This window comes from uncultured Fluviicola sp., from assembly GCF_902168135.1.
Classification (GTDB): Bacteria; Bacteroidota; Bacteroidia; order Flavobacteriales_D; family Crocinitomicaceae; genus Fluviicola.
Window position 1 is genome coordinate 92,077 of the sequence record NZ_CABHOL010000021.1, and the last position, 18,426, is coordinate 110,502.

An 18,426-nucleotide genomic window follows, 5' to 3' on the forward strand; every position below is an offset into this window, starting at 1 on the left:
TGCACCTCATTTTTGATGCCCATGAGCGATGCAATTAAACATGAATGCGGGATCGCACTCATTCGATTAAAAAAGCCATTACACTATTATGTTGATAAATATGGAACGGCTTTTTATGGTTTAAACAAGCTTCATCTTTTAATGGAAAAGCAGCACAACCGAGGACAAGACGGTGCCGGAGTTGCAAACATTAAATTGGACATGGAACCCGGGGAGCGTTATATTTCACGCTACAGAAGCATCGATCCGAAACCCATACAGGATATTTTTGACCATATCAACAGGCGCTTTTACGAAATCGGGGAAGAAAACCCGGAGCTGCTGAAAGATGTTGACTACTTAAAGAAAAATGCAGGGTTCACAGGAGAATTGTTCCTGGGACATTTGAGATACGGAACCTTTGGTAGGAATTCAATCGAGAGCTGTCATCCGTTCTTACGTCAAAATAACTGGATTACCAGAAACCTGGTCGTAGCAGGAAACTTTAACCTGACAAACGTAGACGAACTATTCGATGTGTTATTGGAAATCGGACAGCATCCTAAGGAAAAATCAGATACGGTAACCGTATTGGAAAAGATCGGTCACTTCCTGGATGTCGAAAACGATGAGATGGTCAGCAAATACCAATCTCTCGGTTACAACAGCCACCAAATTTACGACAAGATTGCCGAGAATATCGATATTGAGCAGATTCTGAAAAGAGCTTCCGAAGTTTGGGACGGCGGATATGCAATGGCCGGATTACTTGGTCATGGAGATGCATTCGTATTGAGAGATCCGAACGGTATCAGGCCGGCATTTTATTTCGAAGATGAAGAAGTTTGTGTGGTAGCATCGGAAAGACCCGTTATCCAGACAGCTTTCAATCTAAAATACAACGATATCAAAGAACTGACCCCGGGACATGCTTTGATTATCAAGAAAAACGGTACTGTTTCCGAAGTGGAGATCAACGCACCGAAAGCTCCTGCAAAATGTTCTTTCGAGCGTATTTATTTCTCCCGCGGAAATGATTATGATATTTACTCCGAGCGCAAAAATTTAGGGCGCTTCGTGGTTCCGAATGTATTGAAGACTATCGATTATGATTTGGATAATTCTGTCTTCTCCTTTATCCCGAATACAGCTGAAAGCAGTTTCTATGGAATGATCAAAGGACTGGAAGATTATCTGAACGAACAGAAATACGAACAGTTATCTGCCATTGAAGGGAAACCCAGCCCGGAACAGTTGAAAGAAATCCTGAACCGCAGGGCCCGTATTGAAAAAATTGCCATCAAAGATGCCAAAGCACGTACATTCATCACACAGGATGATGCCCGTGATGACATGGTTGCACAGGTTTACGATATTACTTACGGATCTGTCGTTCGCGGAAAAGACAATCTGGTGGTTATTGATGACAGTATTGTTAGAGGTACCACATTAAAACAGTCCATTTTGCGCATTTTAGACCGTTTGGACCCGAAACGCATTTTGGTTGTTTCTTCTGCTCCTCAGATCCGCTATCCGGACTGTTACGGGATTGACATGGCCAAGATGGGTGATTTCATTGCTTTCGATGCTGCCATTACTTTGTTAAAAGAATCAGGTCGACAACATATCATTGACGAATGTTACCGCAAATCAAAAGAGCAGGAAAAATTACCCAAAGAGCAGATTGTCAATTACGTAAAAGAAATTTACGCCCCTTTTACAGCTGAAGAGATCTCTGCTCAAATAGCGAAAATGCTTACTCCTGAAAACATCAAAGCAGAGGTAAATATTGTTTACCAGACGGTGGAAGACCTTCACAGAGCTTGTCCCGGAAATACCGGAGATTGGTATTTTACAGGAAATTACCCGACTCCGGGAGGAAATAAAGTGGTGAACAAGGCATTTATTAACTATATTGAGGGTAAAAACGAACGCGCTTACTAAGAGAAGAAATGCTTAAAAAACCCACAACTGTTTTTGTATACTTGCTGGGTGCTTACGTACTGATCCAGTTCCTTTGGTGGGGCTATCACCTTATTGATCTAACCCGGGCATCGCAGCATACCGATGAACTGATTACCAAACGTATTGTTATGATCATCGGTGAAGGTTCGGTTTTCCTGGTATTGCTGCTTTTCGGATTGTGGAAAATCAAACGTTCCATCAAGAAAGAAATCCAAATGGCACGCCAGCAGAATAATTTCATGCTGTCTGTTACCCATGAATTAAAAACTCCGCTTGCAGCAACCAAATTATACCTGCAAACAATCCAAAAGCACAAGTTAAGCGAAGAGAAGCAGGTCGAACTGATCCAAAAAGCGCTGGATGAGTCAAGCAGGCTTGAAACATTGGTAGAACAGATCCTGACGGCTTCCCGCCTCGAGCAGCAGGCAATGCCCCGCTTAATGACTTCCATCTCTTTGAAGGATTTCCTAACTCATTTAATCAGTATTCAGGAAAAGCGATTCAACAGCGCTATCCGTCTGAATGACTTTGAAGATATCCAATTAGAGACAGACCCCCTGATATTTACCAATATTCTCAATAATCTCATTGAGAATGGCTTCAAGTACGGGCATTCTGAAAAAGGCCTGGATTTGACTGTTCACAAAGAGAATGATTACTCTGTTTCGATCGATGTAAGGGATTATGGAAAAGGAATCCCGCTGGAACAACAAGACCTTTTATTTAAAAAATTCAATCGTTTAGAAAACGAGGAAACACGCACCACCAAAGGAACAGGACTTGGTTTGTTTATAGCCAGGGAATGTGCACGTACTTTAGGCGGAAACCTTCGTCTGATTAAAGTCGACGGGCCGGGAGCATGTTTCCAAATACAAATGCCTTATGATGAATAATCAAAAAGTCGGTTTAATCATTTTGGATGGCTGGGGATTGGGCGACCAATCAAAAGCAGATGCCATTTTCAATGCGAAAACTCCTGTAATGGACTCATTGCTTGAGAAATATCCCCATAGTACTTTGACTGCCAGCGGAGAAGCCGTGGGGCTTCCTGACGGACAAATGGGAAATTCCGAAGTGGGTCATTTGAACATTGGTGCCGGGCGCATTGTTTACCAGGAACTGACGCGTATCAACAAATCCATTCGTGAAGGTGAGTTTTTCAAAAACCCGGTATTAACAAGCTGCTTTGAGAAAGCCAAACAGAATGGAAAAAAAGTGCATTTCATAGGTCTTGTTTCTAACGGCGGTGTACACAGTTCTCAGGAACATTTACATGCTTTGCTGGACATGGCAAAAAGCTATGAGCTGACTGATGTCTGGGTTCATGCATTTACTGACGGACGTGATTGTGACCCGAAAAGCGGACTTGGCTTTATTCAAAAACTGGAGGGCCACATGAAGCTGTCTACCGGCAAAATCGGATCTATTGTAGGCCGTTATTATGCCATGGACCGTGATAATCGTTGGGAACGTGTGCGGGTTGCCTACGATGCAATGGTAAAAGGAATCGGAACACCCTTTTCCGACGCCGTAAAAGCAATCGAAGCAAGCTACGAAGATGGTATTACAGATGAATTTATCCTTCCGCTGGTAACCAATTCCGGCGATGGATTGATCCATGATGGTGATACCGTCATCTGTTTCAATTTCAGAACGGACCGTCCTCGGGAAATTAGTCAGGCATTAACTCAGCAAGCTTTTCCGGAATACGGAATGAAGCCTTTGCACATTGATTATTACACGATGACACGATACGATGCCAAATTCAAAAATGTGCATGTCATCTTTGAAAAAGATAATCTCCACAATACATTGGGTGAAATTCTCAGCAAGATGGACCGGACCCAGGTCCGTATCGCGGAAACCGAGAAATACCCGCATGTCACTTTCTTCTTTAACGGAGGACGCGAAAAAGAATTTAAGGGAGAGTCGCGGATCCTGGTAAAATCTCCAAAGGTAGCCACTTATGACCTGCAGCCCGAAATGAGCGCTCCGGAAGTAAAAGAGCGGATTCTTGAAGAATTAAGAACGGATGAACCGGATTTTTTCTGTTTGAATTTTGCCAATCCGGATATGGTCGGGCATACCGGGGTTTACGATGCAATTGTAAAAGCCGTTGAAACAGTTGATTCCTGTCTGGGTGAAATTGTAAACCTGAGCATTCAATTAAACTACGAACTAATCATCATCGCCGATCATGGAAATGCAGATGTGGCATTCAATCCGGACGGATCCCCAAACACGGCACACTCATTAAACCCGGTCCCAGTAATCCTGGTAACGCAAAAAGAGGACATCCATTTAAACCCGGGAATTCTTGCAGATGTTGCTCCCACTATCCTTGACCGGATGCGCATTGCCGCTCCACTGGAAATGCAGGGAAAAACACTGGTAGGATTAAATCATTAGAACCATCCAAAAAATACGAAGGGCGTCTCGGTTAAACCGAGACGCCCCTTTTGTTTATAATAGAATTAATATTATCTGATCAACTGCAGGAATCCCTGACCGGTAATTTCATCCCCCATTACTCCTCTTACCGTGTATTGAACGAAATATACTCCGTCCGGTGCAAGAACCCCGTCGATTTTTCCATCCCAGGAAGCGTCTAATCCCGTACCTGTGTATACATTGGTTCCCCAACGGTTATTGATCATAATTTCGACCTCAGTTGCATTAACGGTTGTTAATTTAAATACATCATTATTCTTATCGCCATTCGGTGTAAAAATGTTCGGAACGATCACGCTTGGCTGAGGGAATATACAAGAACCATCATTTTGTTGTGCATTCGGATTGTAGTTTGTTGCCAGCGGGTCCGTACATCCACATTCTACGATCAACACAGAAGCAAATGCTGTATCTCTGCAAGGTCCGTTAATGGCGATCAGAGCTATTTCATCCGCAGAGGATGTAAATGTTTGTGTTTGAGAACTCAGATCATTTACCGTAACATTGTTTCCATTGTCAAAATACCACTCATAAGTAGTTGCATTCTGACTGTTATTTGTAAATGTCACAGTCAACGGATTACATCCGGAAACATCATTTAAAGTCATATCTGCGATCGGTCCCGGTGCACTGGTCAAAAGAACGGAATCTGTTACCGAACATACATTATCACTAACCGTAAACACATACCATCCCGGTGAAAGGTTCTGCATAACAGACGCATTAATCTGGCTTGGTCCACCCGTATTCGGACCTTCCCAATGGTATTGCTGAAGACCTGTAAATCCGGATGCATATCCGCTGACAGCACCATCCGGTGTACATGCAGATGCCGGATAAGTCAGCATGGAATCAATTGTCAAAGTCTGGTCCATTGTAACCATCACACTGTCTGTAATAGTACCCAGACAGGCATCAGTCATTGTTACAGGGAAATAATATACTCCATTCTGTCCAACAAATACGTCAGCCGAATTGGTTATAGAAGGTGAATCTTCCCAATCAAATGTATAAGTTCCGGAACCACCACTGGCCTGAACAACCACCAGGGTACTGTCATTGTTACACTTCAGTGTTTGGTCCACCGGATTCAAAACCAAAGGCTGAATATCCGACAAGAAAAACGTTCCCGTACTTGTTTGGGGGTTACCATATTGGTCTACATAATCAATAGTCACTGTAATGGATTCTGTTCCTTCAGGAAGGCCGTCTGCGAAAGTCGTTAAGTCCATTACCAACGTATCCTCACCTGCTGCCATGAACAAAGGGCTGGTTTGAGGAATGGAATAATCCGTACCGCTGGTTGCAGTACCTGTCAAAGTGAAGTTAATAGACAAATCTGTCAAAGACTGGCATAAACTTCTGGTGAACAAAAAGCTTGCATCCGTACACGCTTCAATGATATCGTTCCCTCCCGAACCACTTGCATTTTCCAATGAAAGGTTAATCGGAGGCGATGTAAATGACCCTGCTTCCAGGAAAACTGCTGAAGACAGTGATCCATCCTGCATATCAGCAAGAGCAAATTTAAAATGATATGTTTCCCCACATATTACAGGAAATGAAATGTTGATAGGAACTGTATACGCGTTCAACGCAATAGAAGTTTGACTCATATTATCGACATAATATTGAGGATTCAAACCTGCCGGATCTCCATTAAATGTACCTGCCGGATAAATTGTTGAGATTGTAATAGGAAGATTCGTCCCGGGAACTAATGCCAAGTTTGCCGAACCGTTCGGAAAGCCTGCAGGGGCACTAAATGGTCCGCTTATACCTGGTCCGCTTACAAAGAACCCAAAGGCATCATTATACTGGGAATTGATCCACTGTGTATACTCATTTGACCCGAAAATAAAATTAAATGAAACCAGGTCAGACTGCGGAACGAAATCAAATTCCAGGATACCCTGGTCATGAATTTCATCAATACTACCTGCATTTGGATTACTTGTAACCGATTGCGCAACCGTAATCAAGTCACCTGTAGTTTGAAACGTGAAAAAATCATCATTCAACGCTGGAGCACCCGGTACCAAACTGGCCACTTCTCCTGAAGAAATAACTGTTCCGTCCATAAAACCAAAACCTGCTGCGGTCCCGTTGAAAGACCCAATCTGGGCATTGTTACCTGTAAATGTAATATTCGAAGCAGTTACACCTAAACCCAATAAATGGTTATTTACGTAATCTGCAATTGGCTGCCCGGTCTGAACAGATATCTGGGCATTTGCATTTAAACTTACTGACATTAATAAAATAGACAGTATTGTAGTAATTTTCTTCATAGTCCTATAATCTCGTACTTCCTTTAGACTCAAATAATTTGTTAAAGGTTGCGTTTAGATGTCAATAATATTAATTTTTGTTTAATTGTTAAATTTTAATCACAATTATTCGATTAAAAACGTTCCGATTTAACCAATTTTGTCCCAGAAATTAATTTTTATGCAAAATACTCAAAAATATATACAAGACTCAAAAGACAAGTTCCTGGAAGAACTCATTGAACTATTGAAAATTCCAACAGTATCTGCTGACAGCGCTTATGCAAAAGAGGTGATTCGCGGTGCTGAAAAAGTAGCGGAATTTCTGAAAGAAGCAGGTGCTGAAAGTGTTGAAATTTGCCAAACTGCCGGACATCCGATTGTTTACGGTGAAAAGATCATCGATGCAGCATTGCCTACAGTATTGGTTTACGGACATTATGATGTTCAGCCGGCAGACCCGATCGATTTATGGACTTCTCCTCCATTTGAGCCGGTAGTTAAAAAAACGGAAATCCATCCGGAAGGAGCCATTTTTGCACGCGGAGCTTGTGACGATAAAGGCCAGTTTTTTATGCATGTGAAAGCCTTTGAAGCGATGATGAAAGCGAATGAACTTCCATGCAATGTGAAATTCATGATTGAAGGCGAGGAAGAGGTTGGTTCTGTTAACCTGGGTGTGTTCATCAAAGAAAATAAAGCGCGTCTGAAAGCGGATATCATCCTGGTTTCCGATACGGGAATGCTGGGCAACGATACGCCTTCTATCACAACCGGATTGCGGGGATTGAGTTATGTAGAAGTAGAAGTTACCGGACCGAATCGCGATCTGCATTCGGGTCTTTATGGCGGCTGTGTGGCAAACCCGATCAATATACTTACCAAAATGATTGCTTCATTGCATGATGAAAACAATCACATTACAATTCCCGGTTTCTATGCCGATGTGGTTGAGTTAAGCCTGGAAGAACGTGCTGAAATGGCAAAAGCTCCTTACAATGAGGACAATTATAAAAAAGCATTGGATATCGATGCCGTTTACGGTGAAAAAGGATATACAACTCCGGAAAGAGGTTCTATTCGTCCGACCCTGGATGTAAACGGAATTTGGGGCGGGTATACCGGAGAAGGAGCAAAAACAGTTATTGCTTCCAAGGCTTATGCTAAAATTTCCATGCGTTTGGTACCAAACCAGGAACCGGATAAAATCACGGAATTGTTTGCCAAGCATTTCGAGTCCATTGCTCCGGCAGGAGTAAAAGTGGTTGTAAATCCACATCACGGCGGTGAACCGGTAGTTACACCTATCGATTCTATAGCATACAAAAGTGCGGCGAAGGCATATGAAAAAACATTTGGTAAGACTCCAATTCCGGTAAGAAGCGGCGGAAGTATTCCGATCATTGCATTATTCGAAAAGGAACTGGGATTAAAAACAGTTATGATGGGCTTTGGTCTGGATTCCGATGCGATCCATTCACCGAATGAACATTACGGTTTATTCAATTTTTACAAAGGAATTGAAACCATTCCGTATTTCTTCCATTATTTCAATGAAGCAATGAAGTAAAACTATGAGGAAGGTCTTTTTTTTAAGTACGTGTGCGTTCCTGCTTGCAATTTCAGTGTCGAGCTGTGATTTCGAGGAACCGGTGGTTTCGGGATATTCCAATTTCAAATTTGGGAAGCTGGAAGGAAAAACCCTGAATGTGAGTTTCGACGCAACGGTTGACAATGACAATGGTTACGGCTTTAAGATTAAGAAAGGCGAATTAACCCTTTCCATCAATAACCTGGAGATCGGAGATATTGATTTGAATAAGAAGATCAAGATCAAACGAAAATCCGAGCATGTTTACACCGTTCCTTTACAGCTTAGTTTAAGCGACGGTGCTTTGTTCCGCATTGCAAAACTGGTAAGCGCCGATAAATTCGAATTGAAACTGGATGGGAAAGTTCGCGGCAGTGTGATGGGATTCGGAAAAACCTTCGATGTGCACGAAACACACAACTTATCAAGCGGAGATATTAAATTTGACGGATTGCTCCAGGGAATTATGAAGGGAGCAGCAAGAGAATAAGTATTCAATAAGCCAAAGCTAAAAGCCCCGATACAAATAAAGTATCGGGGCTTTTTATATCTCAGAATTTTATTTATCCGGATAAGTGTACTCTTATCTTTTTTTCACGATTTACTACTTCGCAAGCAGGTTTCTCCAACTCACTTTCTCATCGATTTTTGCTCTCAATTCGGAAATAGCTACACGCTCCTGCTCCATCGTATCACGATCGCGGATTGTTACCGTATTATCCTCCAAAGTCTGATGATCCACCATCACACAATATGGTGTTCCGATTGCGTCTTGTCGGCGGTAACGTTTCCCCGGAGAATCTTTCTCATCGTATTGGCAATTAAAGTCGAAACGCAGGTCATTCAGGATTTCTGTCGCTTTTTCCGGCAAACCGTCTTTCTTCGTCAGTGGCATAACCGCTACTTTATAAGGAGCAAGCTGCGCAGGAAGGCTCAATACAACGCGTTCCGAACCATCTTCCAATTTCTCATTCTTATAAGAAGCGCTCATCACGGCCAGGAACATACGATCCAAACCAACGGATGTCTCCACCACATAAGGCACATAGTTCTGGTTCAGTTCCGGATCGAAATACTGCAGCTTTTTCCCTGAAAATTGTTCGTGCTGTTTTAGGTCGAAATCTGTTCTGGAGTGGATTCCTTCCAATTCTTTGAATCCCATCGGGAAATCGAATTCAATATCACAAGCCGCATTCGCGTAATGAGCTAACTTGATATGATCGTGCTCGCGGTAATAGTTTTCACCCAAACCAAGCGCTTTGTGCCATTTCAAACGGGCATCTTTCCAATGGTTGTACCACTGCATTTCCTCACCCGGACGCACAAAGAACTGCATTTCCATTTGTTCGAATTCACGCATGCGGAAAATGAACTGGCGCGCCACGATCTCATTTCTGAAAGCCTTACCAATCTGAGCAATTCCAAAAGGAATCTTCATACGACCGCTTTTCTGTACATTCAGGAAGTTCACGAAAATACCCTGAGCAGTTTCCGGGCGCAGGTAAATCGTAGCAGCATCTCCGGCCACCGAACCCAATTCGGTAGAGAACATCAGGTTGAACTGACGCACTTCAGTCCAGTTACGGGACCCACTGATCGGACAAACGATTTCCAGGTCTTCGATCAGTTTTTTGACACCTTCCAGGTCATTGTTTTCCAAAGTCACTCGCATCCGGTCTTCGATCTCTTTGATCTTTTCCTCGTTGCGCAATACATTCGGGTTCGTAGAACGGAACTGAGCTTCGTCGAAAGCATCTGCAAATTTCTTCGCTGCTTTCTCTACCTCTTTATTGATCTTTTGACGGATTTTTTCGATATGCTCTTCGATCAATACATCCGCACGGTATCTCTTCTTGGAATCTTTGTTATCAATCAACGGATCATTGAATGCATCTACGTGCCCGGAAGCTTTCCAGGTTGTTGGATGCATGAAGATTGCGGCATCAATTCCCACGATATTATCATTCATCTGTACCATGGATTTCCACCAGTACTGTTTGATATTATTCTTCAATTCAGAGCCTAGCTGACCATAATCGTAAGTTGCAGCCAAACCATCGTAAATTTCAGATGAAGGGAAAACGAATCCGTATTCCTTCGCGTGAGAAATAACTTCCTTTAATAAATCTTCTTTCTGTTCCATGGCGCAAATTTAGTCGAAATATCTTTTTAATTGCGAATTGCGGGTCCTAAAAACAGTAGGGGCGCGATTAATCGCGCCCCTACTGTTTTCATTCTATTTCTTTTACTTTTTCGAACTGCAAACGAAATCCGTTGTTGGGATTCCTGCTTTTTTAATTGCTCCGAATCCTCCGGCGATATCGATCAGGTTCTTAAATCCTTTTTGTTTCAACAATGAAATGGCGATGACGCTTCGATAACCTCCTGCGCAATGCACATAATATGGATTATTCGGCTTCAAATCTCCCAAATCGTCCAACATGAAATCCAGCGCTACATGCTCTGCATGTTCCAAATGCTCTGCCTCATATTCTCCCGGTTTACGAACATCCAGGACCGGAAGGGTGTCAATTTTGTCAGCGATGCTCTCAGCGGTTACCGATTCGATCGTTTCAATAGGCTCACCGGCAGCAATCCATGATTTCATACCTCCATCCAGGTAGCCGACACAATTGTCGTAACCAACACGTGCTAAACGCATAACGGTTTCTTCTTCTTTTCCTTCCGGAACAATCAATACAATAGGCTGATTGATGTCTTCGATCAGTGCTCCGACCCACATGGCAAATGTTCCGTTCAATCCGATAAACAAACTGTTCGGAATAGCTCCCTTGATGTATTCATCCTGGCTACGGACATCCAGAACCAATACGTTCTCGCTGATCAATCTTTTTACTTCATCCACACTCAATGCAGTTTTCCCTTTCGAGATCACTTCATCGATGGACTCGTAGCCATTTTTATTCATCATGGCGTTTTTCGGGAAGTATTGAGGCGGAGGCAAAATACCTTCTGTTACTTCTTTAATAAATTCCTCACGTGTCATATCTGCACGCAACGCATAATTGGTTTGTTTCTGCTCACCCAAAGTACCTACAGTTTCGGAACTCATGTTCTTTCCGCAGGAACTTCCGGCACCGTGTCCGGGATAAACCGTCAAGGAATCAGGCAATACCATAATGCGGTTTCTAAGGGAATCAAATAACATCCCTGCAAGATCTTCCTGGGTAAGATCTCCTTTAATGGCCAGGTCAGGTCTTCCCACATCTCCTAAGAATAATGTATCTCCCGTAAAGATCGCGGTCTCTTTTCCTTCTTCATCAATCAATAAATAAGTTACTGATTCTGGAGTATGGCCAGGTGTGTGAAGCACTTTGATCGTTGCTTTTCCAACTTTGAATTCCTGGTTATCCTCTGCAATAATGCTTTCGAAATTTGTTTTTGCAGTCGGGCCGTAAACGATCTTAGCCCCGGTACGTTTTGCAAGGTCCACATGCCCGGAAACGAAATCCGCGTGAAAATGCGTTTCAAAGATGTATTTGATGGACCCGTTCCATTCTTTTGCCAAATCCAGGTAAGGCTGTACTTCTCTCAAGGGATCAATAACAGCAATCTCTCCTTCGCTTTCAATGAAATATGCCGCTTCGGCTAAACATTTGGTATATAATTGTTCAATGCGCATGTCTGTAATTTTGTAACACAAATTTCGGCAATTTTTCGACGCAAAAAATGACTTTGCTCATAAGAAACGTCAAATATGGTCTCTTCCTGTTATTCCTACTTTCATTTCTCAACAAAAGAGAATGTTGTCGGGTTATCAAAAGTTAACCGCAACGCTTGCGCCTTAGCTCTTGCCTACGCATAGCTTCAGCAAAGCAAGGACAGCGAAGGCGCAAAGAGTGCAAGAACGCAAAGAGAAAATCTTTAAAAACGTTTCATCTTAGTTTTCTTAGTGGTTAAATCCATCTGAGTCGTGTGTATCAATTTATGAACTTTTGGACTGATTTTTGATTTTTCGGATGCAGTTCGCAAAATTGCGCTATTTTTAAACCCAAATAAATTGAATATGAAAAAAGGACTTAAGTACATTTCAGCGTTGGTGCTTTTATGTATTACTACCACTTCTCTTTTAGCACAAAAAGTTGAATTGCCGAAAGATTCGGAGCCGGGTATTTACGCTGCTTTTGTTACCACAAAGGGAAACATTATCGTAAAACTGGAAGCTGAAAAAACGCCTATGACCGTTGCCAATTTTGTTGGTTTGGCTGAAGGGAATATCACACTTTTTGATTCTATCAAAATTACAAAACCATTTTACGACGGGTTGAAATTTCACCGTGTGATCAAAGATTTCATGATCCAGGGTGGAGATCCACAAGGAACAGGAATGGGTGGACCGGGATATAAATTCTACGATGAGACAAGACCTGATCTGACTCACAGCGGACCTGGTATCCTTTCCATGGCAAACAGCGGACCGGCAACAAACGGAAGCCAGTTTTTCATTACACACAAAGAAACTCCGTGGTTGAATGGCAAGCACACTGTTTTCGGACATGTGGTTGAAGGACAGGACGTGGTGAATAAGATCGAGCAAAACGATGTAATGACCAAAGTGATCATTATCCGTAACGGGAAAGAATACAAATCCTGGAATGCCACAAACATATTCAAGGTTTCTTATACAACAGCAAAAGCTGCAGAGGAAGTAAAGAAAGCTGAGCAGGCTAAATTAGATGCCCTTGAAAAAGAGCGTATCGATAAAGTTTCCAAAATGTCCGAAGCAGAGTACCGTGTATATTTATTGGAAGAAATCCGTAAGACCTACCCAACTGCGCAGCAAACAGAATCCGGATTGGTTTATGTGATCCAAACAGAAGGAAACGGTGAAAAAGCGAAAAAAGGAGACCAGGTTTCTACGCATTACATCGGGACTTTCCTGAACGGAACAAAATTCGATGCTTCCCGCGACCGCAACCAGCCGTTGGATTTCACACACAACGTAGGACAAATGATTGCCGGTTATGACGAAGCAGTTGCCCTGTTAAGCAAAGGTGCAAGAGGTATTTTCGTAATTCCTTATTTCAAAGCATACGGTGCAGCCGGAAGACCGGGAGCAATTCCTCCTTATTCGGACCTGAAGTTTGATATTGAGTTATTGAACATCATTCCGGGACCGGACCCGATGAAAAAAGAAGTAGAAAGTCCTCAAAAGTAATTTCTTCTCCATGATATTTAAAGGAGCGTTTCTGTGAATCGCTCCTTTTTTGTTACGCGGATTTATCTGCTAAATTGATCTTATTCAACAAACAATTACATTCGGGAAAACTCTATTTAAGGATGAAGCGGTTCAATTTTGATCACTCCACTTTTTGTTGTCTGTTTTCGGATTTTTGGTTTCAGATGGATTCCAGCACAAAAACGCACATAACCATACCATGTTTCAAATGCTCTGTCACTGAGGTCAAACTCGGTCATTGTCAATGCGAACTCTGGTTTCAAAATTAGATCTATACGCTCTGAAAGCGGAAACCTTCCTCCCAAACCAGCGGCTGGCGTAATAACTACACCCGGAAAATAACTTTCGTAGCGTTGGGAAACTGAAGATAAGCCATAAGTACCCTTAACATTTCCCGGAGCCTCTTTCTGTCCGTATCCAATTCCCAGATAAACTCCTGCTTCCGCAAAAAACTTCACTGATTTTTTAGATGAAAAACGCACCATTGCAGGAACTGATAAAACCCCATAGTGACAGTCACCCTTCGAACCGCCATAACTCTTTTCAGCCCAGGTATGAAAATAATCGAGTTCCAAACCGGTTTTGAAATTGACGGTCTTATTTTCTCCAAAAAGAATATTAGTTGCAATACCTGCCCCGGGGAAGGCGGTCTCTCCGGTTACGGGATAATTTACAGAAGCATGAAATTCCCAACCGGGAGCTTGTGTCCAGGCAGCAAAAGGGATTAAACTAATTATGATAAAGATGGTTTTCATATTGTTAAGATTAATTTATCGAAGCTATTCTTTAGCAGGTCCTTTCTTGTAATAACGGAAATAATCTACTTCCATTGCCTGCGGAAAGTTATCGCTTTCATTGGGATCGTTGTTGTTTCCATGCTGAACACCCAGGTTGAATCGCACTTGCATTTGTTCGGTGAAGGGCCAGGATTCATTGACTTTGTACTCCAATCCTTCCTGAATCGTATTGCAATCAGTTGGGTTTCCGTTCTTTGAACTATAGCGGTATAAAACATGTACCTGTTTCCCGTCGATGTACCACACGATCTTGTAATAATCCCATTCCAGGGTGTAAATGTGATAATCATCGCTGTAATCTGTTTTGGAATTGCCCCAGTTTCCGTAACAAGGATATTGATCATCCGCGCACTGCGAACTGCTGCGATTGATACTGTCGCCGTGAATGGTGAAATGCGGATTCTTCGACAGGCGGTTCTTCTTATACCTTCCCATGCAGGTATATTCGTTCCAGAACTCAAAAATATCTATTTCGTAATTGTGTTTTCCGTTCTCACCGTTGAACAACCAGAAAGCCGGCCACAACCCTTTCCCCTTCGGGATTTTGATACGCGCTTCGTATTTCCCGTACCCAAACATCCGCTGGGATTCGATCCAGGCAGAAGAATACAGGAACGAAGAAGAATCTCTTCCGGGAGGAGTTTTCGACCAGTCCACTACATAGCTCCCCTTGATTGGATTCGCCTCTTTCCGGGCAATCATCTTCAGGATTCCATTCTCCGTAACAATGTTGTTGGAAATCGGAATTTTGGGATTCGTATTCGTATTGGCGTACCACACTTTGGAACCGTTCCTTTCAAAATCGAATCCGGCCAAAACTCCCTGGTAAGGAAGTATCCATTCTTTGGATTTTAGTTCTTTTCCGTCAAAGTTATCTTCAAACTCCAGCACCCACTGCTGATCGTTGCAGGAAACCAGTTCCTTTTGGGTGATTTTAGCATAGGTATTATCGAAACATTGGGAAAAAGCAGTGTTTCCGCTTACCAAAGCAGACAATGCAAGAACAGCCATCGGTTGAAGCAGTTTCATTCTTTCAGTTTAATTCTATGCTATGAAGATAAAACGAATTATTGAATCATTCCGGTTGATCATGCGGTGAAGCGAAAAAGGTTGGATCACAGGATATTCAACCTAACATTTTTTTAGGAGTAATTACCACATAACTTTCAGGTCTGCACTCACATACATTCTTTTTACCTTATTTTAAACGAACACCTACACACAAACGCCCATACGGATAAATGCGTTCATGTGTATCCATAAAAAACAAGTTCGCTCCAAAATCCGGATGGATAACCAGGTCTAATTTTTCATTCAGTGAAAGTGTTGTTCCGATTCCGGAATTCAAACCAACAGTTCCCAATCCCACGGGAGCTTTAGTGGTTTTCGTGTGTTGAAAATAAGGTTCGTTATCGGACCCGGTTTCCAGGATATCCGCTGTGTAATATCCAAAAACAACAAATCCTAATCTTCCCCCTAATTCCAGGAAGATATTCTTCTTTTCGCCAAAATTGATTCTAAGATCTAGAGGAATGGTCAAAGATGTCAGGTAAAAATGCTGATTACTTCTTGCTTTATCACTTTCGGGAGGAACTACATTATAATCTGTTACGTGAAAACATTCCAACTCAAGACCTGTCCTTGCACCTACCGTTCTGTCCGCCCGGAACACATGACTCATTCCTAATCCGCCGCCAAAAAACGCCCGGTCATTTGCACTCAATGGAACACCATGGTTCACTGAAATGTGGAATTCGTTGAAATAATCCTTGAATGTTTTTTTCTCCTGCGCAAAACAAGAAGTGAAAGAACCAATTAAAGTAATTAAAAGTAACTGTTTCATATCTATTCGGTTATTTCAAATGAATTCCTAAGCACAAACGTCCATAAAGATTCCCAAACTCCCGATCCAAAGAGATACTTGCTCCCACATCCGGGTGGATTAACAAATCCAGCTTTTCAGTGAGTGGGATGCGAGTTCCTATTCCCAATACCGGACCTACAGAGAATCCTGGATTCCAGGAATCCTTAGTAGTTGTTTCCTTCAAAGGCTGAGAATAATCCTTGAGAATTCCTCTCTTTTGACCGGCTATCCCTGCCACCAAATTCCCTCCCAATTCAATAAACACCCATTTGATATTGATTCGCATAATGAATGGAATGGTCAAATCCACATACGAGCAATAATAGTCATAGGGAGAACCAAAATGAGAAGGAGGGTTTGAATACGTCTGATTACTAAAAAACTGGAAATCCAATCCTGTTCTGAATGAAATTACTTTATCCGGATGAAAAACATGATTTACTCCGAATCCACCGCCAAAAGAACCATCACCGATTCCATGATTGACGGAAGCGTGAAATTCGTTAAAGAGCTTATTTAAAGGTTGTTCTTTTTCCTGAGCGTAAGCATCTTGAAAAGTCACCACTAAAAAAATGAATAGTACGATTCTCATAACACAAAATTTAAGCTCTATTTTTAAAATGATCCTATAACTAGAAAAGGTTGGGAAAAATTCCCAACCTTTAATCTAATTCATATTATTTATTTTTTGTGAATCGTTCCAAATAAACTTTTCCGCTTTGCTTATTCAAAATTTTAATAAAGTAAGTTCCGGGTGAAAAACTGCTTACATCCAGGTTCATTGCTTCATTCAATTCTCTCGAATCACTTAACAAAGATCTACCCTGGCTATCCGTTATTTCAATGGAATTTATACCTCCGGAAGTCAATTCAATCATCAAATGATCGGAAGTTGGATTGGGGTAAACTTTTAAAACATCTGAATCGGCTGATAAATCATTCACATCCAAAGAACTATTTTCCTGGATTGCATTTTCGCTAAAGTTATCTGCAATTCTTTCCTGGTTTTCAGAGTTAACCACTAAAGCCGGGGTCGTATTACAAATGTTCGGATTAATATGAGCCAGAAAATAAGATCCATTCACCGCTTCAAATCCCGGATTTAACACTACTGACGTAGTTGTTGTGATGTCTACTACATAATTACTAGGGACCACCTGATTTGTAACAGTGATGTTTTGATTAACAAAATTATGATACATTTCTTGATCCAGAGGGAATGAACTTAAAGTTCCATTGGCTATACACGGGCCATTTTGTTTATAATATCTGAAATAATCAATTTCAAATGCTGAAGGAAATGGTGTAGTTGCATCCGGAGCGTTATTAAACCCTATATTTTGGTTCTTTGGATTTGAGTTACCGTATTGCATTGCAAAATTAAAACGTACCTGCATTCGGTCGGTTTTAGGCCAGGATTCATTTGCCCAGTAAGATACATCTTCTTCAGCCGTATTACAACCTACTGGTTGAGTTTGCCCACCCAGTAAATCTATTGTGTTATATCGATACATTGTATGAACCAGCGCACCGTCTATATACCAATTTATCCTGTAAAACCCCCATTCTAAAGCAAATACGTGATAATCCGAACTATAATCTACTCCTCCATTTGACGCACATCCATATAAGTCATAACCACATGAATTAGTATTTCCACCCGGATTCAAGTGATTTGAATGAATGGTAAAGTGAGGATTCTTAGCAAGCATTGATGGATTATAAGAACCAAAAACACACGTGCTTTCATTCCAAAACTCAAAAACATCTATCTCAGATCTCACCCCACTATGTTCGTCGAAAAGCCAAAATGAAGGCCAAAACCCTCTGCCTTTTGGTATTTTACAACGAATCTCATACCAACCATATCCAAATTCTTTTTTGGATTCTATCCAACCGGATGAATAGTCAAATGATGAAGTTGTAAGGGCCCCGCCATTACTCCAATTTTGATAGGTACCGGAAATAGGTGTGCTTTCTTTTCTGGCTATTATTTTAAGATTTCCATTTTCAACAACTACATTATCAGAAATGGGTTTTGACGGAGTTGTTCCGGTATTGGCATACCAGTTTTTCCAACCATTAAAATCATAGCCTCCGACAACGCCCTGATAGGGAAGTATCCATTTTGATGGATCTAAAGAGGATCCATCAAAATTATCTTCAAAATACAATTTCCAATCCATTTCGTTACAAGGAACCGGTGTAATATTTAAAGTTTCAATATTACTTCCAAAACATTGTGCAAAAAGATTGTTTGAAACGCTTACAAAAAACGTTAACAAAAAAAGCATTAATACTTTCATACT

The 18,426-nt window shown here is 41.7% G+C and carries 14 protein-coding genes; 6 read left to right on the forward strand and 8 right to left on the reverse strand.

The features are described from left to right. The first annotated feature begins 21 nt into the window (after positions 1–21). The 3 genes from QZT69_RS08115 to gpmI are packed head-to-tail and all read left to right on the forward strand — an operon-like array spanning position 22 to position 4,353. The gene (locus tag QZT69_RS08115) at positions 22–1,923 is read left to right on the forward strand and encodes an amidophosphoribosyltransferase (RefSeq protein ID WP_294672820.1); all 1,902 of its coding nucleotides are present in this window, start codon (positions 22–24) and stop codon (positions 1,921–1,923) included. Positions 1,924–1,931: 8 nt separating this feature from the next. Continuing rightward, positions 1,932–2,837 (forward strand): sensor histidine kinase KdpD, encoded by a 906-nt coding sequence (locus QZT69_RS08120; RefSeq protein WP_294672823.1) that lies wholly within the window; start codon positions 1,932–1,934, stop codon positions 2,835–2,837. After that, entirely contained in the window at positions 2,827–4,353 is a 1,527-nt protein-coding gene (gene gpmI / locus QZT69_RS08125) for a 2,3-bisphosphoglycerate-independent phosphoglycerate mutase (protein WP_294672826.1), read from the forward strand. Before QZT69_RS08120 ends, gpmI begins: the two co-directional genes overlap by 11 nt. 71 nt (positions 4,354–4,424) lie before the next feature. On the opposite strand, the gene QZT69_RS08130 is transcribed toward gpmI, so the two are convergent. Then, positions 4,425–6,650, reverse strand: a complete 2,226-nt coding sequence (locus QZT69_RS08130; protein ID WP_294672828.1) for a choice-of-anchor L domain-containing protein — start codon at positions 6,648–6,650, stop codon at positions 4,425–4,427. 196 nt (positions 6,651–6,846) lie between these two features. Between QZT69_RS08130 and QZT69_RS08135 the strand changes: the two genes are divergently transcribed. Both QZT69_RS08135 and QZT69_RS08140 read left to right on the forward strand, forming a co-directional pair. Beyond that, positions 6,847–8,235 (forward strand): dipeptidase, encoded by a 1,389-nt coding sequence (locus QZT69_RS08135; RefSeq protein WP_294672831.1) that lies wholly within the window; start codon positions 6,847–6,849, stop codon positions 8,233–8,235. 4 nt (positions 8,236–8,239) lie between these two features. Beyond that, positions 8,240–8,746 carry an LEA type 2 family protein gene (locus QZT69_RS08140; protein ID WP_294672834.1) on the forward strand — a complete coding sequence of 169 codons (507 nt, stop codon included), beginning with the start codon at positions 8,240–8,242 and terminating at the stop codon, positions 8,744–8,746. Positions 8,747–8,860: 114 nt separating this feature from the next. Here the strand turns inward: QZT69_RS08140 and QZT69_RS08145 are convergent, their stop codons facing one another. Both QZT69_RS08145 and QZT69_RS08150 read right to left on the reverse strand, forming a co-directional pair. Further along, complete coding sequence (locus tag QZT69_RS08145; protein WP_294672837.1) at positions 8,861–10,399, reverse strand: glycine--tRNA ligase; 1,539 nt, start codon at positions 10,397–10,399, stop codon at positions 8,861–8,863. 102 nt (positions 10,400–10,501) lie between these two features. After that, on the reverse strand, positions 10,502–11,899 hold the full coding sequence (locus QZT69_RS08150) for a rhodanese-like domain-containing protein (protein ID WP_294672840.1): 1,398 nt from the start codon (positions 11,897–11,899) through the stop codon (positions 10,502–10,504). A gap of 384 nt (positions 11,900–12,283) precedes the next feature. On the opposite strand from QZT69_RS08150, the gene QZT69_RS08155 reads away from it, so the two are divergent. Then, entirely contained in the window at positions 12,284–13,435 is a 1,152-nt protein-coding gene (locus QZT69_RS08155; RefSeq protein ID WP_294672842.1) for a peptidylprolyl isomerase, read from the forward strand. Between the two features lie 116 nt (positions 13,436–13,551). On the opposite strand, the gene QZT69_RS08160 is transcribed toward QZT69_RS08155, so the two are convergent. From QZT69_RS08160 to QZT69_RS08180, 5 genes are all read right to left on the reverse strand, one after another. Then, entirely contained in the window at positions 13,552–14,211 is a 660-nt protein-coding gene (locus QZT69_RS08160; protein ID WP_294672845.1) for a hypothetical protein, read from the reverse strand. 24 nt (positions 14,212–14,235) lie between these two features. Continuing rightward, entirely contained in the window at positions 14,236–15,282 is a 1,047-nt protein-coding gene (locus QZT69_RS08165; RefSeq protein WP_294672848.1) for a glycoside hydrolase family 16 protein, read from the reverse strand. Between the two features lie 169 nt (positions 15,283–15,451). Then, positions 15,452–16,096 carry a hypothetical protein gene (locus QZT69_RS08170; protein ID WP_294672851.1) on the reverse strand — a complete coding sequence of 215 codons (645 nt, stop codon included), beginning with the start codon at positions 16,094–16,096 and terminating at the stop codon, positions 15,452–15,454. A 10-nt stretch (positions 16,097–16,106) separates the two neighbouring features. Beyond that, positions 16,107–16,709 (reverse strand): hypothetical protein, encoded by a 603-nt coding sequence (locus QZT69_RS08175; protein ID WP_294672854.1) that lies wholly within the window; start codon positions 16,707–16,709, stop codon positions 16,107–16,109. An 85-nt stretch (positions 16,710–16,794) separates the two neighbouring features. After that, positions 16,795–18,423, reverse strand: coding sequence for a family 16 glycosylhydrolase (locus QZT69_RS08180; RefSeq protein WP_294672857.1), 1,629 nt, complete (start codon positions 18,421–18,423; stop codon positions 16,795–16,797). Between the last annotated feature and the right edge of the window lie 3 nt (positions 18,424–18,426).